The sequence below is a fragment of the Chitinophaga horti genome (genome assembly GCF_022867795.2).
Taxonomy (GTDB): domain Bacteria; phylum Bacteroidota; class Bacteroidia; order Chitinophagales; family Chitinophagaceae; genus Chitinophaga; species Chitinophaga horti.
Genome location: NZ_CP107006.1, coordinates 1,915,292 through 1,937,385, shown reverse-complemented (window position 1 = coordinate 1,937,385; position 22,094 = coordinate 1,915,292). Strand labels below are relative to the sequence as shown.

Here is a 22,094-nt window from a genome sequence, read left to right as displayed (position 1 = left end):
ACTGAAATATTCTTTCTACATTCGCCTTCACCTATCAAACTTCCCGATGAAATACCTTTTCTGCTTTCTTTTCCTGTTTTATACTGCGAATACATTTGGACAAATATCTTTTCCCAAGGGATTTAAGTTAATAGCGGGCGACAATCTGACGGGGGAAGATGACAGATATTCGAACGGGAAATATGTTTTTGCGACCTATCCCCTCTTCAGGCCCTTCGAAGATGATATCTGGAAGGATGATCAATTCAAAAAACATGTTGCTGATTACTTTGGGTTTCCGTTTTATCAGACGAGGGATAGCCTGTTATGGGGAACGGGTAAAAAAGGTGATGTTTACTCCTATGTGATCGTAGACAAAGGCGGGCAGGGATTTGAACTTTATTCCCGGTATAACGACGCAGACTTCGCTCACCACTCTAAATGGCTACTGAATACGATGAGGGAGTATCGTAAGAAGGGGAAGTTGTTTATCTTTCCGATGAGGGTCCCAAAGGAATAGCTTACTAATTATTTCACAGCGCCAATTTCAAGCCTATACCCTTTCCCACGTACCACCACAATCCTGATGGCCGGGTCGGCCTCCAGTTTTTTCCTCAGTTTGGAGATAAACATATCCAGGCTGCGGCCGACAATCACCCCTTCATCCTCCCAAATCTCTTTCTGCAGCCGGCTTCTCTCGATAATTTCATTGGGAGCCGATGCAAAAATCGCCAGGACACGGGTTTCGGTTAGTGTGAGGTCTATTGTCTTTTCATCTACTAACAGCTTGCGGCCGTTGGCGTCAAACAGTACTGAGCCTAAGGTGATCCCACTTGTTTGTGGAATGTCTGCGGGTACAGGTGCGCTATCCACAGGTAAAGCGGCTACAGGCTCCTGCTCCCCGGGTAAATCTCTTCGTGGCTTATCGGGACGCAAAAAGACAAATCCAACGAGCGCCAGGAACGGCAGGCTGCCCAGTAAGAATCCGGTTTTGGCGGTATTTGTGGTCGTAGGCTCAAACTTAAAGTTGATCATATAATGTGCCCGGGGTTGCTGCCTGCCTACACACGTTACAATATCATTCTTCTCATTCCTGGAAACAGCATATGCGTAGGTGACGCTGGAAGTGCCAGCATTGAGGACGTTAACAACGTAATTACCGGTCAGCGGGTCCTGGGCCAGTACGCGGCGGGTGGTGCTTATCAGGGATGCGGGTGCGAATGTAAACGCGTTTTCAAACTTTACCTGGTACTCATTTTCCGCGATCTTTTCTACCGGGAGCACCCTGGAGGTGCTGTCCCCGGAAAGCAGAAGCAGTTCGTGCCCGATCCTGCGAAGTAACACCTCTCTCCTGGCGATACCAAAATCATCATCGCTTTCCATCGTGAAAGCCACGCAGATGACAGCCACAAACAGGCATAGCAAAGACCCGAACAGGTACTTGCGTTTTCCGGAGAGGGGATTTTGCCGCAGTCGCATAATATCAAGGATTAATTAGAAAGTTTACATGCAATACCGGGTAGAAAGATACCAAAGTAATTTCGGCATATCAAATAAACCTCGCTCCCGTTTTTGAAGGAACTGGCATCAGCTAAGTGGTGAAAAGGCCGTAAAACCTGGTCCTTCGCTATTTAATCAGTTATTGCGATTATTTCCTGCCGCCCTTGCCCTCGCTTCTATCAACTGTTTTGCCTCCATGTTGAAAATAGAGTTTGGATACCTGGTAATAAAAGTTTCCGGCGTTATGTTCCGGTCCCGGTTTTGTGCATCCGCTTCTGCCTGCGTAATTAAACCCTGTGCTACCTGCATTTCGAAACACAGCTTGTAAAGTGTGGTAACAAATTCACTTAATGCAGGACCTTTCTTCACATAGCTATGAACTACATCCACTTTTGTGCGGGATATTTCCTTCCCATCTAAAATCTCCCGGAAGAAAGCCGGCGCGCTGCCTTTTAAGTGTAGTCTGACGTCCACCACTTCGTCGCCCACTTTATGGTAGGTAATTCCTTTTACTTTGGCCATGTCGATGCTATCAACAAGGACAAGCATCTCCTTATTTCCCGTACTATAGTAAGTGGCGAGCGCAGCCATCTGGTTATAGAAGGTGATCCTGAAACTGGCTTCAGGAAAGGCGAATGAATACTTCACACCCTGGATCGTATAAGAGCCGTTGCTGCCCGCCAGCTGATAGCCGCTTAACGCCTTTGAGTAATAGTCTGCCCGCTCGTAGGCTAACTTTTGCGCCTGTACGGTAACAATATTGATCAGCAGTATCGGGAGAAAAAGAAAATGTTTCAACTTTCCGTGTTTTAAATTTCTAATGAATAGCATCGGATGCTACTTTGCCCTCATTGGTGATATAATATATCGAAGAGGTATTCCAGCCTGTGTGCACTTCCAAAAAGGCGTTATAAGTAGATTTATCACGGAGTTTGTTTTTGGGGAGATAAGTCGCATTCACATGCCATCCAACGCTCACCCGGGTTTCACTGTACCGGGCCAGTGGATGCCGTTGTTTTGTTTTATAATTATATATCACGCCATCGTCAAACTGGAAAGAAGCATGAGGATAACTGCCGGGGGTAAAAACCTTCCCTTCCAGCAGGATAAAGTAGTCGCCGTAAAAATGAACGATCGTGGATATATTGTCGTCTTTCAGCAACCTCTTTCCCGTAACGTCTACCAGGTCTGCAATCACGTGCTCCCCGTTGATTTCATTTAAAATAACGATACCGACGCCGGCTGGAAATTGATACGCATTACCCTGGTCTTTATCCGACAACCTCCTGACCCCTATGCACGCTTTAAATTCATTGTTATCGAGTATCCGTTTGTTGTTCAGTACGAAATAATTGACATCACTGTATAATTTATACGTCTGGTTGTTTCTTTCGCCCTGGTTTATATGGAAGATCATGTGGCCGAGCGACTGGTTATTTGTGGCTGCTTCGTCATAAAAGTAACCGGCTAACATCCCGTCCCCCACTGCAGGACTGGCAGCTACAGCATTATTTACCGTTTTTTTATCAGCGGGCATGGTTACAGCGACTTCAGTTACGCCCTTATCTGCTTCCCGCTTCTTTTTCAGAAGTTCTTCCTGTGCCTTTTTTTCTGCCAGCCGCTGTGCGGCGATTGCAGCATTTTTCACATCCTGCCGGCGTTTATCCTCCGCTCTTCTGGCAACCTCTTCTTTTTCGTCTTCCAGATCACAGGCGGGGCATTGGGTATGGCCCTCCCTGTAGATATTTCTATCCCGAAGACTATTTTTGGCATACCTGCAGAAAGAACCGGTGGTACCAATGTGAGATTGGGCTGAAACGTAGCTGGTTGCAGAAAAGAGCAGCAGTATAAGGAAAACGGCCGTGGTTTTTAACATAGGTGATTTTGTAGATCGAATATAGTGTTTTTTTAACCGGGGCAGGAATTTAGTACAGCTGGTATGTTGCTGAAAGTCGGGGTTTAACCACGGGTTATTCACCTTTAACCTGGAAGCCGGCAATCAGCCAGGCCCCAATAACGAAAAGGGCAGCGTACAACACTGCCCCTTTCGTCATTTAAATAGTTCCCAGGCTTAGGAGCCCGGATGTCATGTGTCGCAGACTTATTTATGCGCATCCCGCAGCGCCTTGATCGCATCGTGGCCTGCAGTGATGGCAGTGGATTGCTCCCGCACCGTTTCTAATGCATTTCCGGACAATTCGCCGTCGATCAACGCATCCTGGTAAGCCTTTTTAATCGCGTCTTCACCACGCTCTGCTTCGGCGAGAATACTTTTGCGGTCGGAGCCACCGAAGATCGCCTTTACGTCGATCCACACACGGTGTAAGGTGCCGGACGCAGAATTGCCCGTTTCAGGCTCGCCACCCTGGGTAGCAACAATGGCTGTCAGTTCCTGTGAGAATTTGCGGCTGTCAGCGGCAAACTTTTGAAATAACTCTTTCAGGTCCACATTTTCCTGGTTAATGTCTGACATCGCTTTTTCAAAACCGGCGATGCGGTCATTATTCAGTTCGATGAGATCATTCAGGGTTCCGATTGTTTTGGATGTAATACTCATGATTGTTTTGTTATATGGTTAATGGAAAAATTACTTTGTCGCGGATATACACAGCGCTGTTGCAATGGCTGCCGACGCGGCTTCACAAAAATCGAGTCCTGAGTAGTCCGGGTTAAATCCGCTCATAAAGGGTACAGCCATCACGTAAATGCGCTCGTTATAAGCATTATACTGATCCACAATCTGGAAATGATCGTTGATCGCGATCCCACCCACACTGAGGTAGTAATTGCCTGCGGCATCCTTACTCACCCTGGGATCCCCATCCTTATACGCCGCTTCGCCTTTTGCCTGGTCCGCAAACTTCACTTTTGCAGGACTGATACTGCCACTGTGAAGACCTTTGAACGGAAAGTCCTCGAATTTCAGATGCGGCTGGCCTGTACAATCGATGAAATACGGGTACGAAGTGTTGCGTTCTTCGCCCGCATCATCCCAAATGGAGTAAATAACACCTCCCTCCTGCTGCGGTTCTACGTGGCTATTATCACCGACACTTTGTAACTGCAATATTCCTGCCTCATAAAGTGCGATCATTTCGGCAGCTGAACTTTGTGGTACAAAAGCGATCACCAATGAGATGAGCGGCATCAGTGTTTTTTGCAGGCGTAACATATCTTCTGCCGAAAAATATTTAGCGGGGAAGTTCATCGTAAAGCTCAGTACCGCCAGCATTTCCTTCCAGTGTACGGGTTGTTGCCTGCGGATGGATTTTTCCGCCTCCACATATTCCGCCTTAAACAGATCGAACGGAGGAATATTTTCGCGCATCGTCATCATCCTGTCGACAAATGCTTCGATCCCCATATCGTGGATTTCCTGGTAAAACGCCGGATGGCGCTCACGGAGTGGCGCTTTGAAGGTCTTTTCGAAGACATAGTCCAGCGACAGAAAACCACCGTTTTCTTCCTGGTTGGCCACCACCTCGTCGCGCGTCAACACCGTACTCCGTCCCATCGTACTATCTTCCAGGTGAAACCGTACCGCAGGTAACAAGCCATTGCGCGAATGCATAACGATATTAAAGTCCGGATGATCCGTTTTCAGCGTATACTGCAACCGGCCGTCATCATTGGATTGGAAGTGTCCGTGGTTGCGGGCCAACGTACGAATAGCATCTATAGCGGTGAGCGACGCACCTTTGATCGCCACCGGGCCATTCACCGTAAAATCGAGCTTGGAAGGCGGATACGGTGAGTCGAAGTATCCCTTTACCTCGTTTTCATGTATCCGCGGCCAGAAATGCCCTGTAGCAATAATGACACTGTCAAACGTATAAGACTTATCCGCCGTACAAACCGTAACTGTGCGGCCTTCCGGCTCGTCGATAATGTCCGTCACCTCCGTCCCGAAGTGGCAAGTCACCTTGATGCCTGCATCGACGGCACGTTGTTTCAGGCGTTTAAACTGGTCGCTGAGATAAGCGCCAAACAGCAGCCGTGGCACGACCTTGTATTCGTGAAACTTATCTGCGTCTATACCGTAACTTTTCAGGAATGCGGCAGGCTGTGTTTTGACCCAATCTGCCAACCCTACTACGATTTCCGGGATCTCGTTGCCGGATACGTTGGTCACATGCTCCAGGCAGGCGCCGTCTTTACTGTAAGGCATTCCTGCACCCAGGCAGTCATTCTTTTCGAAAATGGTAATCGTCCAATTCTTTTCATCTTGCTCCAGTAGTCGTTTAAACATGAACAGGCCACCAGGCCCTCCACCGATGATCGCCAAATTCGGGGTGTGATCTTTATACACAAAAAGGATTTGAGGCTTCAGTATTCCAAATAACGTGCCCAGCCATACATGCGAGTGGCATACATGTTGTCAATTCCCTGGATTGTAAGGAACCCGTACTTTTTATGATCAACGAGTCAGACTTTTATGTGATTGCTATCGGCTGCTCTGCCGGTGGCCTGGAGCCCTTGGTGGAAATCATCAGCCAGCTACCTAAAGATTTGCCGGCAGCGATTATTGTGATGCATCACATCCTCAGGAATGTAGAAAGTAACCTGGCGCATATCCTGGAACGGCGGGCAGATATCAAGGTTGTGGCAGTGGAAACCACGGAGTACCTGGAACCCGGGACTGTATACGTACCGGCTTACGGCCACCAACTGAAAGTCAGGGACCGGCTGGTGATGATCGAAGAACGGTCACCGGAAGATATCGTGAACCATAGTATAGATGTACTATTCCACAGTCTTGCGGAGCATGCGAAAGAAAAGTCTATCGGCATTATCCTTTCCGGTTCCGGCACCGACGGACTTTCAGGCGCCTACGCCATAGAGAAAGCCGGTGGCATTGTTATCGTCCAGGACCCGGAAACAGCGGCATTTCCGAGGATGCCTCATACGCTGATCGCCAATGATCATCCCGATTATGTATTGAAGCCCGGCGACATCCGCAGAAAGATCGTGGAGAAGGTCAGGGAACCTGGCAGCAGTTCGTAGCCGATCTCGCACTTTTCGTTGTTGTCAGAAAAGTTGAACAGACAAATGGTGCCGATCAACAAGTCTGTTTAAGTCAACGTAATCGCCCAATGTACAGCGTTGCCCTTAGCTGCGTTTTCGTTGATCCTGCTTATGAAATTTCTTGCATCATGAATAGTGGTGGCTGGTTGCCGGTTGAGGTATTTCCCTACTTCCTCATCCGCACGCAATGTGAAAATTGCCGTGTCATCATCAATGCGGAGCTGCCTGAGCGTAAGTCTTTGCGTCGTTAGCAAAGGAAAAGGGTCGAAAGTTCTATTTGACATGTTATGTTGTTACAACCAGGTGAAAGGATCATTAGAGGAGACATGTGTAACCTTGATACCAGGCAGTTTAGGCCGCAGCCACTCCGCGAAATATTCCATGCCCGGCTCCTCGCTTACACTATGCCCCAGAACGATCAGCCCTTTCTTTTGCCCCAGCAGGTTAGCGTCGCGGATATACTCGGCCGTTTCCCATTCTGACAATTCGCCGACGATCAGGACATCCGGCTTTTCCGTTTCCACCGCATTAACCTGCCGCTGTCCGCCCCAGGCGCCCGGCATCAAAGCAATACGTGTACAAGACTGGGCCAGGTCGCCAATAACCCGGACCTGCGAGATACCTAATGACGTTTTAAGGTGCTGCGCCAATTGCTTTAAGGAGATAGCAGGGATTGTCAGCGACAGTTGTCCTGTTTTGTAGTACCGCTCCCACCCTGCCTTTCGGGCCACACCATAGCTCACCGCATCTGGCTGTAAAGCGTGACAGTAGTCATGGAAGCGCCAGATAACTATCTGGTGTTTGTCGATCATCGCCAGCTTTTGCCGGAGCACCCCGTTGTCCTTCACCCACCCTTTATCGTCTTTATGGTTGTAAAACGCAGGTTCATGCGCGATGATGAAGTTTGCCTTATGTTTAATCGCTTCCTGTATGACATTGATCGTGGGGAACATCGTGGTGATGATACCCGTGACAGGCTGCGCGGCGTGCCCGGTTTTCAGCGTATCGACCGTGTCGGCGATTCGTGAGAGGTTGCCTTCTTTCAGGACCAGGTCCATCACCTGCTGTACTGTTAGCGATAAATGCCCCGGCTGCCAGCCCAGGACTGCCAGTCCCGCTGCAGTTTTGCTGAGGTCACCAATGAACTTTCTCCGTGGAATTGAGTGGTTGAATTCAGGGTACATGTGAATTGATTGTACCCGTAAGATAATTCATTAAATTTACCTTATGGCAACAGCAAAAAACGGAGAGGAAATAAAGTTTTTTACGACAGCAAAAGCATTCGAAACCTGGTTAAAGAAAAACCAGGAAGTATCGGGCGTTTGGCTGCAACTCTATAAGAAAGATTCCGGCGTTAAATCCCTGGACCGCGCCGGCGCATTGGACGTAGCCCTCTGTTACGGCTGGATCGACGGACAGGCCAATAAACATGATGATCAGTCATACCTGCAGCGCTTCTGCCCCCGCCGCCCCAAAAGCCTTTGGTCGAAAGTCAACATTGATCATGTAGCCCGGCTGACCGAAGCCGGGAGGATGCAGGCCGCCGGGCACAAAGCCATCGAAGAAGCCAAGGCAGACGGCCGCTGGGCTGCTGCCTACGACCCACCGTCCAGCAGCGAGACGCCTGCTGATTTTATTGCGCTGTTAAAGAAGAACAAGGTGGCTTACGCCTTTTTTAAGACGCTGAATAAGACCAATCTTTTTGCGATTAACTGGCGGTTGCAGACGGCGAAGAAGGCGGAGACGCGGGAGAAGAGGATGTTGGTGATTATTGGGAAGCTGGAGCGGGGGGAGAGGTTTCATTGAGGGGGGCATGTCGCCTTCTCTATTCAATACTCTTCCTCAAACTATCAATAAACACCTTCAATTGACTATGCCCTTTCGAAAGAACATCTATACTTTCTTGCAATTTCACTGCAGCCTCAGCACGGTCGGTATGGTTAACAAGCTTTCCAGACTCCAGATAGGCCATTTTCCCATTTAGATCGGCCGTTAATTGATTTAACTGATTAATGGCATCTGTCCCTACCGATTCGCCGATATCGTTGCTCTTATCAACTATCTCTATAAGATCACGCATAGTTGACATCCATTTGTCAACATCCCGCGTAAGCTGCTGGCGTGTGGCAGATGAGTCTTTCAACGCCGCCAGCACTTGTTGTTTCCGTTTAATCACTTTGCCTGTTTTTGAATAAATGGAAGAACTAATCTTCAGGAAGCTTTTCTTATCCTGATACGTGGCGAGACTTTCTCCCTTTTTTATTAAGCCCGAAAAAAATGAAACAACTGTTCCAGGGACAGCCATCATTTCATCCATTATGCCCTGAGCGGCAGCTGGCCTAGCTAGGAAAAGTAGCGATAATATGATAGTGCTAAGACTTCTTTTTATCATACTTCTGCTTTTTTAGGTAGTAAGAAACAAGATAAAATAACAGTATGTAAATAGCGGTTACAGGTACCAACACCTCTCCGCGTAAAAGCGAGCGTTGGAAATTTAAACCTGGCTGCAATTCAGGAATCGCGTAAAGTATCCCAATTAATACACAGTATAAGACTACGAATGTGCTGAGTGTGGATACAAATCCTTTCATAACAGGTATTGAGGCGGCAAAGTGGGGTAAATTCCTTTATGTCGAATATAAATCAAAAACCTGATACGTGCAACTCGAATAAGGAAAATACGACTTTTCAAAGGGCAAGGAGATGCCACCCGCGCACCCCATATACATCATCCCCATCAGCCCTGGCCGCCGAAAAATATGGGAAACCAAAAAACTAAAGAACTTCGGCCATCCACATGGGGGATGATCTTATGCTGACCACCCGCCTGCTATTGAGGGAAGTATCCGGCGGTGTATTTCGAGTCTCAATATCTGCTCATGAGGGTGGCATGGGCGACTTGTTTATTTAAACAAAGAGCTGACGCCTAGTAGAGGGATTAAAACAATTAAACAGAAAGCCAACCGGAATAGGCTGACTTTCTGTTTAGATTGAAATTTCGGAGATGTCCGTATTAACGCTTTAAATTCCAAAACTTCTATTTCCAAACTGGCAACACTAAAGGCCGCAATTTCGTTTTTAGTTTTATATAGTCATTCGCGCTCGCTGTGATAACATAATGCACTGTTTGCCCCTTCAACGCCGGATCAAAACTGGCATAAGACAAAAACAGGTCGCGGCTAAGATCACTATTTGAGTAACTATAGTTGTTGGTGGAAAATTCCGACCTCAACCGTATATTCCCGTCCGTCCAGGCCTGATTAAAGTCTTTCAGCGGTAGCCCCTGCTCGTCATAAAACTCTATATACACACGCCCATCTCCCCGCATACCATTCACTTCAAAATCGAGGTGAAATTGCAAGCCACTTACGGTGTCCTCCATGGCTTCCGTATCTATCGATATGCTCCTGTATACACCGCAATACTTTTTATCCCGCTCGTCTGTATAATTCATCAATACGCCATTTCTACTAGCATATAAGGAGGTATCTATCATATTAAACGTAAAATCCTCCGGTAGGCTGTAATAAAAGGAACAATCCTGTTCAAGTAGCCGGGTATTTTTCAACGTACGCTGCACTTCTTTCAGCATGTCGATGACTGGCAGTCCTTGTCGTTTCAAATTTTTTAAAAGCGCTGCGGTGTATGGACTGTTACGTCCGCTATTCCGGGAAACAGATTCCGCTTTCATTCCCGCAACGGTCGCATACGCTATCAGGCAGCCGGCTGGGGCACTAACCCCATTGTCCTTTTCAATTCGCATCCTCGTACGATCACTACTGTCGATTAAAAAGGTCTTTTTATCGAAATGAGCTGACTTTAGGTGTTTGCCATACCCATCATCTTTAAGCGCATCGCTTAACGGATTGTCTCTACAGGCGTCCAAAATAAAAATTGTCTTTTTTACGCCATTTGCAAAAAAACGTTGCATGATCGGGTTACTGGGATCGCTGGTGATACTATACTGACCTAATAAATTTGGCAAGTCGGCTACCGTGGCATCTACCGGGAACATACAATTAAACCCGTTCACTTCGAATCCATGTCCGCTGTAATAGACGACTACGGCGTCGTATTGATCAATGTCCACGCAAAAAGAATCGAGGGTCTGCAAAAATGATTGCATGGAAAGGTCCATCTTTTTGACCACTGTAAAATTCAATTTCTTAAAGATATGTTCAATCGAATCGGCATCATTATAACAATTGGGAATATACGCCTGGGATGCGTAGCGCGCATTGCCGATTACCAGAGCCTTCCTTCGTTCCGGCTTAGGTGCGTCTACAACACTAATCCTCGGCTGGCTATACCTTACCGTATAGGTTTGCGTGGTAGCACCAGCTTCATTCGTAGCGACCAATTTAAGGTAGTTGGCGCCTTTCGACAACACCAACACCTCTTTTACTAGCTTGTTGCAGCTATTGGGACGTACAGATACAACGTCCGGTACGGTATCTAACGTTTTAGGCTTTACTTCTTTATCGTTCAGGTACAGTTTTACATCCTTGAGTTTGGTACTGCTTTTAACGCAGACCTCTACACTCAACTTATCGGCAGTTGTGTTGGATTGCACTGTCTTAGGGCTAATCCAGGTAACTTCAGGTGTATTTTTTACTGGTTGGCCGTATGCAACTGATATAGATAATAGTGTCGTTAATAAGATTAATAAATACCTCATAGCATCGTATTTATATTGAATGAATAACAAATCAGGAAATAGCGACGGTGTTTTGGTGTTTTAAACTGCATATTTTGCATGTCAAAAAAGGCGTCATTAATTTGCTCTGGCGGAACACCACATATTTCCTGCAGCGCCTCCTGCAGGCCCATCCTGTTGGTATTAGCGCAATCTAGCAATCGGTCTACATCCAGGATATCCTTCGAAAATATAACGCAGAGTTCTTCGCTATTATGCTCATTTACATGAAAGCTTCCTTTAGAAGGCAGTGTACAAGATTGGTTAGCAGAATTGAATGTTGCCGGCGTAGTTTTTTGAGAGGGATAAACCAACGAAAAAGAATCATCTTTCTTTCTTGAAAACAGGTATACATAACCATTAGCGGTAAGACCGAGCTTCATCTTAAACGTGATCCCGGTTGGAAAGGTGTCTAACATCTCGTATCGAACGGCATTCCCAAGCCGGGTATCCGTCTCATTATTGCCCGGCTGTTTTAAGCGAAAATTTAACGGACTATTATCCGGCAATAACAGTTCTATCTTTCCGGTAATAATCTCCGCATTAGCGTTATAGTCGATCACCTCAATGGCATAGCGCACATGTTGCAGCAGTTGTTCATAGGTAAGCCAGCAATAACCATTGTTACCCCAACCGCTGCCCCAGCTGTTAATCACCTCAAATGACCCATTCTTTTTAAAGTCGTCGTACCCAACAATACACATCGCATGGTGGAGGGTATCACCGAGTGATTCGGTAGGTGAATACGCCCAAAATCCATCGCGCCCAACTTTACGAAATGATTCATAAAACCTCATTGAAATCACCACAGGATTGTTTCGCTTAAGCGCCCTTTTTATCTTCAGTATCGTTGTGGCACTCAAAGCGGCCCCTTTATCGCTTAAGAGAGAATCCGCTTTTAATTTATAACGGCCCGCCTGCTTTGCGGAATTACTATCCACATACGGGGGACAATCACCTAAGCCCTGGCTTCTCAATACGATTCCTGTTTTCTTCACAACATCCAGCGCTTTCGTAACAGACGCACCTTTTATACAACCACTGTCGTTCGGTTTCTTAATCTTATAATATAAATATTCCGGACAGAATTTGTATTTCCTCAAACTATCGCTATTTGTAAACCCTCGTGCATAGGCGTAGAGAATTGATCTGGCTGCAGCTACCGCCCTGGCCGCACAAGTGGATCTAGGCCCTTGGTTGTCGGGGGGAAGCGTATACCTTTTTAACGTGTAAGAAGTGGGCAATATCTCCTTACTTGAAATTTCTTTAGAAAGGGGCAATCTGTTTAATTCCGCTTGCGTTGTTTTGTCACCCAAACCATAATCTTGCCCCTGGGCGCGCCAGACTAACAACGATAGTACCAATGTCAAAATAAATTTCATGCAATGCCTTTTATTATAGATGAACATCCGGATACTTTCCATAGGATAAATGACAAGAAAATCTATTCAACACAATTGACTATTCCTAAAGCTAAACAAGAGTAGAGCGCCGTAAGTCCATTAAGGTTACATTTTATAGAATAGCCCAAAAACTATTGGTATTACGAGTGCACTCAAAGAGCCATATACTGGGGAGCCCAATAGTACCCCTAGCGAGTACTTTTGCATATCGGAATAAGGTTGGTCATTTTCCGGGAGCCTAATACGCCCTTGTCACCATAGTCACACTTTAACCAAGTGTTGAATTCTCATTGTCATTATGTAAATCGGTATTCAATAGTAATGCTTTTCAATTAAAGTATAGCCGTTTCTAAACGACTAAAAAAGCTAAGCGTTTGTCGAGCACATTATCAAAGCATATTAAATTAAACATCTCTAACATGAGACAACCCTGGGGAAAATCTGTAGTGGCGAGGGGGGAAATAGATCAATACAGGCAGCATCACACGAACCATATAAAAACTCGTTCACGTCAACAAATAAAGAGGCCTCCTGTTCGGCAGGCCTCGCTCTTTTAACTGACGTCAGGCAACTATCTTTTTCCTATCTCCCCAAAAACTTCCCCACTCTCTTCTCCAACGCCCCCTCACTATACCCCACCCACGAATCCAGCAGCACCCCGTCCGGTGAAATGATTACATAATGCGGTATACCCGTCACACCATAATTCGCCGCCAGCCCAGTCATGCCTTTGCCGTCGCTCAGGTTGATCCAGTTCAACTGGAACTTGTCGGAGGCTTTTTTCCAGGTCTCGGTGCGTTCGTCTACACTGAGGCTGATCACAGCCAGGTTGGCGGGAGCGCTTTCGTGTAGCTTTTTAAGTTCGGGCATAGCGGCGATGCAGGGGCCGCAACCGATGCTCCAGAAATCGATGAGCAGGTATTTACCTTTGTATTCGGCCAGCGAATGGGTGTTGCCCTGAAGGTCTTTAAGCTCGGTGTCGGCTATTTTCTCGCCTACTTTTACTACTGTAGGAGGATAGAGAAGATTGCGGATCTCGGCGCCGTTATAGCTGCTTTTTTCTTGCTCGCTCAATGCGTGGTAGATGGCCTTGGTGCGGAAAAGCAAGGTGGTATCGCTGCTGTATTTAGAGAAGCGGGCGCGTTCTTTCAATATCTTCATCCAGTAAGTGCCATGTTGTGAGGTGGATTCCAGCAGGCTGAGTTCATTCCTGTTGATCGCATCCTGGATGGGCTCCTGCAGTTTACGTATAGAATCTATACTTTTCCTGATAGCGGGGTGTTCAGACTTATCTACCTTTCCACGTTTTTCAAACAGGGCACTTTCCTGCACGGATAATTCCTGGTATTGATCGAGCAGTGCTTTACTGCGGGACATGAATCTTTGCTGGTCTTTTTGTTCGGGGATGTCACTTTTTACTGTCCAGGTCTTCAGGTGCGTGCGATTGCCCGTAACCTTTACCTGGCTGCCTGGTTTCACCCATAGATCGAGCCACATGGAAGGAAAGCCTGATGACCGGCCGGAAAGGCCCAGGGAGGTGAGTGCATCAACGGAGCCGTCGAAGCGAAACTTTCCGCCTTTTACGGTATCTTTCGCGATTTCGCTCAGCAGGTTGCCCTCGTTGCGCATGAGGGAGATCACGGCACCATCGGGTACGTTTTTAAGCGTGCCTTCGATAGTATAAGGTTGTTGGGCGAATGCGGATGCAGATGATAAAAGGAGCAGGAAAGTGATGCGGAACATATAACGTGATATTTCCCTAAAGCTAACAAAAAATGGGCGCACGGTGACAATCTTGAGGAAGATAAGTTTACGTGTAACCGTGCGCTTTCGTTTATTTCGCCCGCTGCCCCTCATAATCAATCTTCCCATACTTCCCGCCATAAAAATCCCGGTAAGCCTCTCCGATTTCGATCTCGGCGTTCATCACGAAAGGGCCTTCTGCCACAATGGGCTCGCTGTAACGCTCACCACCAAACAACAGCACATCACAAGCATCACTGTTAAGGTTCCGGATCTCCATACTTCCCTCCTTCCTGTCAAATTCTACAAAGTCACCTGCATTGAAACTTTCGTCATTGATCGTTGCGGACGCGGTCGGCAGATATGCGGCTACTTCGATTTGTTCCTCAAACCCGATGTTGAAAACTGCGCCTGCTTCGAGATGGATATGATACAGGAACTGCCCGGAATAGTCGGGGATGGCCGATTTCAACTCTTCGAACGTACCCACGATTACTTTGATCCAGCCGTTCGCATCGGGCAGTGTTTTAAACGGTACTTCATTGCCTTCGATCGCCAGATACCCCGGAGATTCGGCTTTGATTTTCGAAGGCAGGTTGATCCAGAACTGGAAAGCGTGGATCAATTTAGAATTGGTTTGCGAGTCGTAATTCAGGGTTTCGTCGTGAATGATGCCGTTGCCGGCCTTCATCCACTGTACGCCGCCGGAATGTACCATGGCGTAGTTGCCGGCACTATCAAAATGCTCGTCCTCACCATTCAGCACGTAAGTTAAAGTGGCGATGCCGCGGTGCGGGTGCGCGCCGGTACCTCTCTTATTGATCTTCTCCTGAACCTTGGGCGCAACGTGGTCGAGGAATACGAAGGGCCTACGGCGTTTGCGTACCTGTTCGGTAACAGGCGGTATATTTCGAGGTCGCCAATATCTGCCCGTTTGCCGTGGGTGGAAAAACTACTACTCTTTTTCATGATTGATTGATTTGTGGGATGACTTTGGAGCCGATCAGCTCAATAGAACGCATCAGCTGTTCGTGCGTAAGACCGGCAATATCCATCTGGAAGGAAAAGAGGTCGATGCCTCCGAGTGCTTTACTATGCCGTTGCAGTTTGGCGACGACGGTTTCGGGTCCGCCGACCACGAGTACACCTTTCGGCGCCACCATGGCATCAAATTGCGTTCTTGTCACTGGCGGCCAGCCGCGTTCACGGCCTATCTTACTCCATGATTCCCTATAGCCGGGGAAGTAATCTGCAATGGCTGACTCGTCGGTTTCACCAACATAGCCGGGCGAATGCAGTCCTACTTTCAATTGATCGGGGCTGAAACCGGCTTCTTTCCCGGCTCTCCTGTAAAGATCGATCAGCGGGGCGAAGCTGGCGGTTTCGCCGCCGATCACGGCCACCATCAATGGTAATCCCAGCCTACCGGCACGAACGAACGATTCCGGGGAACCGCCGGCGCCAACCCATACGGGCAGTTTGGCTTGCAACGGGCGCGGATACACGGGCTGATTCCTTAGGGCCGGCCGGAACTTACCCGACCAGGTGACAAACTCCTCATCCCGCACCTGCAGCAATAACTTCAGTTTTTCCTCGAACAGGGCATCGTAATCACTCAGGTTATATCCGAACAGCGGAAAGGCTTCCGTTGCAGAACCACGGCCGGCGATGATGCCCGCGCGGCCTTTGGAAATGATGTCCAGTGTCGCAAATTGTTGAAATACGCGTACGGGGTCGGAGGTACTCAGTACCGTCACGGCGCTGACCAGCTTGATCTTTTTCGTGCGGGCAGCGGCGGCGGCCAGTATCACCGAAGGAACCGCGTCCAGGAACTCCTTTTTATGATGTTCCCCTATGCCGAAAACGTCCAGCCCGGCCTCGTCTGCACGAACGATCCTGTCGAGTAACTGTTCCATGGCATCCACACTGCTCAGCTCATTGCTGCCATACATGGCGGAAGCAAAACTATGTATCCCTATTTCCATATCCTCTCCTGTGTTTAATAGCGCAAATTTCCGCATCCCGCGCCACCTGGAAGATGATATTTGTATATAAAAAACGTAGACATTTGTCGATGAAATCCCCCGCTGGCAAGAGTGTGCTTTAACCCTTATATTTGTCCCCATGTACCAGGCCTTTTTTGACTACCTGAAGAAATTTAGTGCTGAACCGCTGACAGAAGAGGAGAAAGCATTGATCATCCAGACCTTCACGCCCTTTAAACTCCGGAAAAAACAATTCCTGTTACAGGCGGGAGACCGCTGCAAATACTTCGCATTTATCGTGAAAGGTGCCATGCGGATGTATACGGTAGATGACAAAGGGATAGAACACATTGTGCGGCTCGGCGTGGAAGACTGGTGGATGGGTGACCGGGAAAGTTTTGTGATGCTCACCCCTAGCCGCTACCACATCGATGCCTGGGAGCATTGCGAGTTACTGTACATCACCATGGAAGGCACGCTGGAACTTCAAAATAAAGTACCTGCCTTCCGGGAAATGAAAATGAAGCTGGACGAGCGTAATATGATGGCGAACAACCGTCGCCTGACGTCCGCGATCAGCTCCACGGCAGACAAACGTTACCTTGATTTTGTGGAATGTTATCCTGAACTCTGCGAGCGTTTCCCGCAGCATATTATTGCTTCTTATTTGGGTGTTAATAAGGATACGCTGAGTCGTGTGAAGCGGCAGCGGAATTTGAAGTAGACATTTGTCTACGGGTTTTCCTGACGAATGCCGTCTTCTCCTTATCCCTTGTTCCATAGCTTTGCTTATTATGGAAACAATGAAATATTCGAACGGGGAAGTAACCATCCTCTGGAAGCCGAAAGCTTGTATTCATGCCGGCGTTTGTGTAAGGACGTTGCCGAAGGTGTATGATCCGAAAGCGCGCCCATGGATACGATTGGAGCATGCGACGACTGCTGAACTGGTGGCGCAGGTGGCGAGGTGTCCGTCGGGGGCGTTGAGTGTTCAGCAAGATGTTGAAAAAGACGAATGATGCTATTTTAAAGCATCTGATGTAAGTTGCTTGCAAATAAATTTGCGAGTAAACTCGTGGTACACTTCAAGCTATCATCCGCCAGCCGGAGCCGAGTTGTTATTTTATACCCGACAATCGAGCTGTAGGTAAGTCGGTGAAATATGTTAAAAAAAACACCCGAACGTTTGTACATTAGCGTATGACTACCGCCATAAGACTACTCCTGGCCGCCACACTGCTGTGCGGCACCGCCCGTGCACAACAGGGACTCAAAGATCATTACAAGTCTTACTTCCCGATTGGGGTAGCGATTACGCCTGCACACCTGAAGGACTCGTCGCTCACCACATTCATCCGCACACACTTCAACAGCCTCACGGCCGAAAATGCCATGAAGATGGAGCCCATACACCCGGAAGAGCGCCGGTACAACTGGGCGGGAGCCGACGCCATTGTGCAGTTTGCGACGGCGAACGGTTTAAAAGTGAGGGGCCATACGCTCTGCTGGCATAACCAGGCGCCAAAGTGGATGTTTTACGACGCTGCCGGTCAGCTGGTGAGCAAAGAAGTGCTTTTAGCCCGTCTGCGTAAACACATCTTCGACGTAGTGGGCCGGTACAAGGGAAAGATATATGCCTGGGATGTGGTGAACGAAGCCATCTCCGATGCGCCGGGCGAATGGCTGCGCAACTCATTGTGGCACCAGATATGCGGCGAAGACTTTATAGCGCAGGCGTTCTTGTACGCACATGAAGCCGACCCGGAGGCCGTATTGTTTTACAATGATTATAATACAGAGGACCCGGTAAAACGGGAAAAAGTATACCGGCTTATCAAAAAGCTGCGGGACGCGCATGTGCCCGTGCAGGCGGTCGGCTTGCAGGCGCACTGGTCGGTGAAGAATCCTACACGTGAATTGCTCGAAACGGCGATCAAACAATACGCGTCACTGGGCGTAAAATTGCAGGTGACAGAGCTGGATGTATCGGTGTTTACGAACGACAAAGCAACAGCACCGCCCGAAAACTGGGAGGAGCAACAGGCCAATCAGTATGATATGTTCTTCCAGGTATTCAGGCAGTACCGTGATGTGATCACGGGCGTTACGTTCTGGAACTTGTCTGACCGGTCGAGCTGGCTGGATAACTTCCCGGTGCGCGGAAGAAAAAACTACCCTTTGCTGTTCGATGAAAAACTGCAGCCTAAGAAGGCGTACTATAGGGTTGCGCAATAATTTCGCAGAACAAATCCCACCTTTTGCAGACAAACCCGCCTGATACACCAAGCGTTCTTCAACCGCGGCCGTCCGCCGGTTACTTTTGCGGCATAACAAATACGAACGTATGTATTGCCTCGAAACATCCGGCCTTAGTCACCAGTTTCCCGGTATGGGTTACGCCTTGCAGGACATTAACCTGCGGGTGCCGCAAGGGGCCATTTACGGTTTTTTAGGACCCAATGGAGCGGGCAAAACCACCACCCTGCGGTTGGTACTCGGCCTGCTGAGGAAACAACAGGGCAGCATCCGGTTTTTCGGTCAGTCGTTCCAGCAACAGCGGAGCGCCATCCTGCAAAAAACAGGCTCGCTGATCGAAAGCCCGTCTATCTACACGCACCTTACTGCGACGGAAAACCTGGAAGTATGGCGAAAGATCTACCAGTCACCCAAAAGCCGCATCGATGAGGTGTTACGACTTACCGGCCTGGCGCATACCGGTACCAGGAAGGCTGGGCGCTTTTCACTGGGCATGAAACAACGCCTGGGTATTGCTATCGCCATGCTGCACGCCCCTTCCCTGCTGATCCTCGACGAACCCACGAACGGCCTCGATCCCAATGGCATCATTGAAATCAGGGAACTGCTCAAAAAACTGAATAAGGAGCAAGGCCTGACGATCCTTATTTCCAGCCACCTGCTGCCCGAAATAGAAAAGCTGGCCACGCACGTGGGCATTATCAATAATGGCCGCATGTTGTTCCAGGGACGACTGCAGGAGCTTAACAGCTATCAGCAGCGGTCTGCCATGACCAAGTTCGACACCGGCGATGCGCAACAGGCGGCAGCGCTGTTAGCGGCATACCATCCCGTTATCGAGAGTGGGCAACTCCTGTTACCCGCCGGTAGTGCCAAACATACGGCACAAATCAACCGGGAGCTGGTGCAGCACGGCATGGACGTATATGGCATCCACACCGTTCAGAACGACCTCGAATCCATTTTCATGCAACTGATCAACCCCTAAACTCATGCTAGCAACCTTCCTACACAGCTTCCAGAGCGAATGGCTCAAGAAACGCCGCAGCGCAGCAGCCTGGCTGACCATCGCCGGCAGCGGACTCATTCCGGCCATCCTGCTCATTGCCCGTTTTACCAAATACAAAGAACTCGCCGCCGCGAATCAATCACCCCAGGTATGGGACACGCTTTACGGTAACGCCTGGCAGTTTATGGCAGTGCTGTTACTGCCCATGGGCGTTATCCTCGCCACCAGCCTCATCACGCAGCTCGAGTTCCGGAACAATACCTGGAAACAGCTATTCGCTACGCCTACGCCTTATGCGATTACGTTCTTCGCGAAACTATCGGTGATCCTGCTGATGCTGTTACAGTTCTTTATCCTGTTTAACCTGGGCATCTATCTCAACGGGGTGCTACCCGCACTATTACCGGGCGTCGATTACCCGGCTGCTGCTTTTCCGTTTTCTACATTCCTGGCCGGTAGCGGCAAGTTCCTGCTCGCCAGTTTACCCATCATTACACTACAGTATTTGTTGAGTTTACAATTCAAAAACTTCCTGGTGCCGGTGGGCGTTGGCTTCGGATTATATGTAGCTTCCATGATCGCCGTATCCTGGAAGTATGGATACCTGCTGCCTTACATTTACAATATACGCTCCTTACAGGGCCGCGAGCTGGCCGGCAATACAGGAGCGAACATTTACCATTTTGCTGCGGGATACGCGCTGATCTTCCTGGTATTGAGTTTTGTATTATATCTTCATAAAAAAGAAAAAGGGTGAGAAAAACGGCCATCATACTTCTTCATATCAGTTACTGGTGCATGTACTTGTTGCTGATATGCCTCTTTTTCCTGATCCTGCCGAGGGCGAATAAGCAGGCGCTTTCGTTCTCTGGGCTGCTATCGATGATGTTCCTTTCTCCATTTGTGCTGATGACGATTGTGCCGGGAGTGACGGCGTTTTACAGCTACTATTTCCTGCTGTTCAATCGCTTCCTGCTGCGTAAACGTTTTGTACCATTGGCAGCAGGGGCCATAATGTTTTCACTACTTAGCGGCGCGATACCGATTATTGTCATGTCGTTACCCGTTCCATGGCATTTTGCGGGCAGTATAAGAGAAAAGATCATCATGGCAGTCATTGTAGCGATCCTGGGCACTATTCATGGCGTGATCGCCATAGTGATGAAAGGGTTTATTTCCTGGTATGGTGATATCAAACTGAAAGAAGATCTGCAAAAGAAGAACTATGAAACCGAACTGGCACTGGTGAAGTCGCAGATCAATCCGCACTTTCTCTTTAACACGATCAATAATATCGATGTACTGATAGGCCTGGATGCGGACAAAGCCTCGCTGTACCTCAACAAGCTGTCGGACATCATGCGTTTTATGCTCTACGAAACAAAGTCCGACCTGATCCCCTTATCAAAAGAACTGTCGTATATCGACAAGTACATTGAGCTGCAAAAGATCCGATCTTCCAATGCCCATTATGTGACATACGAAGTAGCGGGTGAGGCAGGGAATACGATGATCAGTCCCATGCTGTTCATCTCCTATATTGAAAATGCCTTTAAACACTCGGAACACCGGAAGTCGGAGAATGCGATCGATATTCATATCTGGATCGAAAAAGAAAACGTAAGATTTACCTGCACCAATAAATACAGCCGCCAGCTGCCCGACCGCGGCGAGCATAACGGGCTTGGCAACGAACTGCTTCGTAAACGCCTTACACTACTGTATCCCGATCGCCATACGCTACATATTGAAAACAGCGGTGGCACCTATTCTGTGACTCTAAGCCTGCAAACAAATGGGAATTAGCTGCATAATCGTCGAAGACGAACCACTGGCGCAGGAACGTTTGCGCAACTACATATCGAGGCTGCCTTATCTACAGCTGGCAGCCTGTTTCGAGAACGGCATCGATGCACTGGTATACCTGAAATCCAATACAACGGATCTCATCTTCCTGGACATCAATATCGGCGAGCTCTCCGGCATCCGCCTGCTCGAAACTGCCCATCCACCATGTGAGGTGATTATCACCACCGCCTATCATGAATATGCGCTGAAGGGGTTCGACCTTAACGTGACGGACTACCTGCTGAAGCCCTTTACATTTGAACGCTTCGTACAGGCCGTGGACAAGGCACAGGCCAGCCTGGCGAAATCATCAGCGGCACCCGGAAAGAAATACATCTTTGTAAAAACGGAATACAGGCTGGAAAAGGTGATGCTCAGCGACATCCTTTACATCGAAGGCATGCGCGATTACCGGAAGGTGCATACGATCGCTAAAAAAATCATGACCCTGCAGACCTTCAGGGAGTTTGAGCAGAACATTCCACCAGCCATTGTGTGCCGCGTGCATAAATCTTATATGGTGGGTATTGATAAGATAGATGCCATTGAACGCGATGAAATATCGATCGCGGGGAATATCATCCCTATTTCGGAGACTTATAAGAAGGCGTTTTATCAGATTGTGGTGGGTGGTTCGGGGAAATGAAAAA

At 48.3% G+C, this 22,094-nt stretch carries 23 protein-coding genes; 10 read left to right on the top strand and 13 right to left on the bottom strand.

Annotated elements, in window-relative coordinates; genetic code table 11:
* The first annotated feature begins 46 nt into the window (after nt 1-46).
* Nucleotides 47-499, top strand: coding sequence for a hypothetical protein (locus tag MKQ68_RS07800; protein WP_264282804.1), 453 nt, complete (start codon nt 47-49; stop codon nt 497-499).
* An 8-nt stretch (nt 500-507) separates the two neighbouring features.
* Here the strand turns inward: MKQ68_RS07800 and MKQ68_RS07795 are convergent, their stop codons facing one another.
* From MKQ68_RS07795 to MKQ68_RS07775, 5 genes are all read right to left on the bottom strand, one after another.
* Nucleotides 508-1,458 carry a winged helix-turn-helix domain-containing protein gene (locus MKQ68_RS07795; RefSeq protein WP_264282803.1) on the bottom strand — a complete coding sequence of 317 codons (951 nt, stop codon included), beginning with the start codon at nt 1,456-1,458 and terminating at the stop codon, nt 508-510.
* Between the two features lie 156 nt (nt 1,459-1,614).
* The gene (locus MKQ68_RS07790) at nt 1,615-2,277 is read right to left on the bottom strand and encodes a hypothetical protein (RefSeq protein ID WP_264282802.1); all 663 of its coding nucleotides are present in this window, start codon (nt 2,275-2,277) and stop codon (nt 1,615-1,617) included.
* A gap of 19 nt (nt 2,278-2,296) precedes the next feature.
* On the bottom strand, nt 2,297-3,355 hold the full coding sequence (locus MKQ68_RS07785; RefSeq protein WP_264282801.1) for a cell envelope integrity TolA family protein: 1,059 nt from the start codon (nt 3,353-3,355) through the stop codon (nt 2,297-2,299).
* 225 nt (nt 3,356-3,580) lie between these two features.
* Nucleotides 3,581-4,036 (bottom strand): ferritin-like domain-containing protein, encoded by a 456-nt coding sequence (locus tag MKQ68_RS07780; protein WP_264282800.1) that lies wholly within the window; start codon nt 4,034-4,036, stop codon nt 3,581-3,583.
* A 30-nt stretch (nt 4,037-4,066) separates the two neighbouring features.
* Nucleotides 4,067-5,788, bottom strand: coding sequence for an FAD/NAD(P)-binding protein (locus MKQ68_RS07775; protein WP_264282799.1), 1,722 nt, complete (start codon nt 5,786-5,788; stop codon nt 4,067-4,069).
* Between the two features lie 104 nt (nt 5,789-5,892).
* Here MKQ68_RS07775 and MKQ68_RS07770 point away from each other — a divergent pair, with 104 nt between their 5' ends.
* Nucleotides 5,893-6,483 (top strand): chemotaxis protein CheB, encoded by a 591-nt coding sequence (locus MKQ68_RS07770; RefSeq protein ID WP_264282798.1) that lies wholly within the window; start codon nt 5,893-5,895, stop codon nt 6,481-6,483.
* Between the two features lie 68 nt (nt 6,484-6,551).
* Here MKQ68_RS07770 and MKQ68_RS07765 read toward each other — a convergent pair whose 3' ends face one another.
* Both MKQ68_RS07765 and MKQ68_RS07760 read right to left on the bottom strand, forming a co-directional pair.
* A complete protein-coding gene (locus MKQ68_RS07765; protein WP_264282797.1) occupies nt 6,552-6,788 on the bottom strand; it encodes a GNAT family N-acetyltransferase in 237 nt (78 codons plus the stop codon).
* 9 nt (nt 6,789-6,797) lie between these two features.
* Nucleotides 6,798-7,688 carry a Nif3-like dinuclear metal center hexameric protein gene (locus tag MKQ68_RS07760; RefSeq protein ID WP_264282796.1) on the bottom strand — a complete coding sequence of 297 codons (891 nt, stop codon included), beginning with the start codon at nt 7,686-7,688 and terminating at the stop codon, nt 6,798-6,800.
* 43 nt (nt 7,689-7,731) lie between these two features.
* Here MKQ68_RS07760 and MKQ68_RS07755 point away from each other — a divergent pair, with 43 nt between their 5' ends.
* Nucleotides 7,732-8,310: a YdeI/OmpD-associated family protein gene (locus MKQ68_RS07755; RefSeq protein ID WP_264282795.1), complete on the top strand. Its 579-nt coding sequence runs from the start codon at nt 7,732-7,734 to the stop codon at nt 8,308-8,310.
* Between the two features lie 19 nt (nt 8,311-8,329).
* Here the strand turns inward: MKQ68_RS07755 and MKQ68_RS07750 are convergent, their stop codons facing one another.
* The 6 genes from MKQ68_RS07750 to MKQ68_RS07725 form a co-directional block, all read right to left on the bottom strand.
* Entirely contained in the window at nt 8,330-8,896 is a 567-nt protein-coding gene (locus tag MKQ68_RS07750) for a hypothetical protein (protein ID WP_264282794.1), read from the bottom strand.
* Nucleotides 8,897-9,541: 645 nt separating this feature from the next.
* Complete coding sequence (locus MKQ68_RS07745; protein WP_264282793.1) at nt 9,542-11,212, bottom strand: caspase family protein; 1,671 nt, start codon at nt 11,210-11,212, stop codon at nt 9,542-9,544.
* Complete coding sequence (locus tag MKQ68_RS07740; protein ID WP_264282792.1) at nt 11,179-12,582, bottom strand: C1 family peptidase; 1,404 nt, start codon at nt 12,580-12,582, stop codon at nt 11,179-11,181. Before MKQ68_RS07740 ends, MKQ68_RS07745 begins: the two co-directional genes overlap by 34 nt.
* Nucleotides 12,583-13,185: 603 nt before the next feature.
* Nucleotides 13,186-14,346 (bottom strand): TlpA disulfide reductase family protein, encoded by a 1,161-nt coding sequence (locus tag MKQ68_RS07735; protein WP_264282791.1) that lies wholly within the window; start codon nt 14,344-14,346, stop codon nt 13,186-13,188.
* A gap of 91 nt (nt 14,347-14,437) precedes the next feature.
* On the bottom strand, nt 14,438-15,253 hold the full coding sequence (locus MKQ68_RS07730; RefSeq protein ID WP_244838570.1) for a pirin family protein: 816 nt from the start codon (nt 15,251-15,253) through the stop codon (nt 14,438-14,440).
* 58 nt (nt 15,254-15,311) lie between these two features.
* Nucleotides 15,312-16,331 (bottom strand): Atu2307/SP_0267 family LLM class monooxygenase, encoded by a 1,020-nt coding sequence (locus MKQ68_RS07725; RefSeq protein ID WP_264282790.1) that lies wholly within the window; start codon nt 16,329-16,331, stop codon nt 15,312-15,314.
* 139 nt (nt 16,332-16,470) lie between these two features.
* Here MKQ68_RS07725 and MKQ68_RS07720 point away from each other — a divergent pair, with 139 nt between their 5' ends.
* The 7 genes from MKQ68_RS07720 to MKQ68_RS07690 all read left to right on the top strand — a co-directional run bounded on the left by MKQ68_RS07720 (nt 16,471) and on the right by MKQ68_RS07690 (nt 22,090).
* The gene (locus MKQ68_RS07720; protein WP_264282789.1) at nt 16,471-17,055 is read left to right on the top strand and encodes a Crp/Fnr family transcriptional regulator; all 585 of its coding nucleotides are present in this window, start codon (nt 16,471-16,473) and stop codon (nt 17,053-17,055) included.
* Nucleotides 17,056-17,125: 70 nt separating this feature from the next.
* Nucleotides 17,126-17,350 carry a (4Fe-4S)-binding protein gene (locus tag MKQ68_RS07715; RefSeq protein ID WP_264282788.1) on the top strand — a complete coding sequence of 75 codons (225 nt, stop codon included), beginning with the start codon at nt 17,126-17,128 and terminating at the stop codon, nt 17,348-17,350.
* Between the two features lie 181 nt (nt 17,351-17,531).
* Nucleotides 17,532-18,566 (top strand): endo-1,4-beta-xylanase, encoded by a 1,035-nt coding sequence (locus MKQ68_RS07710; RefSeq protein WP_244838207.1) that lies wholly within the window; start codon nt 17,532-17,534, stop codon nt 18,564-18,566.
* Between the two features lie 109 nt (nt 18,567-18,675).
* A complete protein-coding gene (locus MKQ68_RS07705) occupies nt 18,676-19,575 on the top strand; it encodes an ABC transporter ATP-binding protein (RefSeq protein WP_264282787.1) in 900 nt (299 codons plus the stop codon).
* A 4-nt stretch (nt 19,576-19,579) separates the two neighbouring features.
* Nucleotides 19,580-20,353, top strand: coding sequence for an ABC transporter permease (locus MKQ68_RS07700; RefSeq protein WP_264282786.1), 774 nt, complete (start codon nt 19,580-19,582; stop codon nt 20,351-20,353).
* Nucleotides 20,350-21,402 carry a sensor histidine kinase gene (locus MKQ68_RS07695; protein WP_264282785.1) on the top strand — a complete coding sequence of 351 codons (1,053 nt, stop codon included), beginning with the start codon at nt 20,350-20,352 and terminating at the stop codon, nt 21,400-21,402. Before MKQ68_RS07700 ends, MKQ68_RS07695 begins: the two co-directional genes overlap by 4 nt.
* Nucleotides 21,392-22,090 carry a LytR/AlgR family response regulator transcription factor gene (locus MKQ68_RS07690; RefSeq protein WP_264282784.1) on the top strand — a complete coding sequence of 233 codons (699 nt, stop codon included), beginning with the start codon at nt 21,392-21,394 and terminating at the stop codon, nt 22,088-22,090. The genes MKQ68_RS07695 and MKQ68_RS07690 overlap by 11 nt, the downstream gene beginning before the upstream one ends.
* The last annotated feature ends 4 nt before the right edge of the window (nt 22,091-22,094 follow it).

Excerpts from the sequence above, each read along its gene's own strand:
- MKQ68_RS07755 (WP_264282795.1), top strand. The coding sequence starts at position 7,732 with ATGGCAACAGCAAAAAACGGAGAGGAAATAAAGTTTTTTACGACAGCA.
- MKQ68_RS07710 (WP_244838207.1), top strand. The coding sequence starts at position 17,532 with ATGACTACCGCCATAAGACTACTCCTGGCCGCCACACTGCTGTGCGGC.
- MKQ68_RS07750 (WP_264282794.1), bottom strand. The coding sequence starts at position 8,896 with ATGATAAAAAGAAGTCTTAGCACTATCATATTATCGCTACTTTTCCTA.
- MKQ68_RS07740 (WP_264282792.1), bottom strand. The coding sequence starts at position 12,582 with ATGAAATTTATTTTGACATTGGTACTATCGTTGTTAGTCTGGCGCGCC.
- MKQ68_RS07765 (WP_264282797.1), bottom strand. The coding sequence starts at position 6,788 with ATGTCAAATAGAACTTTCGACCCTTTTCCTTTGCTAACGACGCAAAGA.
- MKQ68_RS07760 (WP_264282796.1), bottom strand. The coding sequence starts at position 7,688 with ATGTACCCTGAATTCAACCACTCAATTCCACGGAGAAAGTTCATTGGT.
- MKQ68_RS07735 (WP_264282791.1), bottom strand. The coding sequence starts at position 14,346 with ATGTTCCGCATCACTTTCCTGCTCCTTTTATCATCTGCATCCGCATTC.
- MKQ68_RS07700 (WP_264282786.1), top strand. The coding sequence starts at position 19,580 with ATGCTAGCAACCTTCCTACACAGCTTCCAGAGCGAATGGCTCAAGAAA.
- MKQ68_RS07800 (WP_264282804.1), top strand. The coding sequence starts at position 47 with ATGAAATACCTTTTCTGCTTTCTTTTCCTGTTTTATACTGCGAATACA.
- MKQ68_RS07770 (WP_264282798.1), top strand. The coding sequence starts at position 5,893 with ATGATCAACGAGTCAGACTTTTATGTGATTGCTATCGGCTGCTCTGCC.
- MKQ68_RS07720 (WP_264282789.1), top strand. The coding sequence starts at position 16,471 with ATGTACCAGGCCTTTTTTGACTACCTGAAGAAATTTAGTGCTGAACCG.
- MKQ68_RS07690 (WP_264282784.1), top strand. The coding sequence starts at position 21,392 with ATGGGAATTAGCTGCATAATCGTCGAAGACGAACCACTGGCGCAGGAA.
- MKQ68_RS07715 (WP_264282788.1), top strand. The coding sequence starts at position 17,126 with ATGGAAACAATGAAATATTCGAACGGGGAAGTAACCATCCTCTGGAAG.
- MKQ68_RS07725 (WP_264282790.1), bottom strand. The coding sequence starts at position 16,331 with ATGGAAATAGGGATACATAGTTTTGCTTCCGCCATGTATGGCAGCAAT.
- MKQ68_RS07785 (WP_264282801.1), bottom strand. The coding sequence starts at position 3,355 with ATGTTAAAAACCACGGCCGTTTTCCTTATACTGCTGCTCTTTTCTGCA.
- MKQ68_RS07795 (WP_264282803.1), bottom strand. The coding sequence starts at position 1,458 with ATGCGACTGCGGCAAAATCCCCTCTCCGGAAAACGCAAGTACCTGTTC.
- MKQ68_RS07780 (WP_264282800.1), bottom strand. The coding sequence starts at position 4,036 with ATGAGTATTACATCCAAAACAATCGGAACCCTGAATGATCTCATCGAA.
- MKQ68_RS07705 (WP_264282787.1), top strand. The coding sequence starts at position 18,676 with ATGTATTGCCTCGAAACATCCGGCCTTAGTCACCAGTTTCCCGGTATG.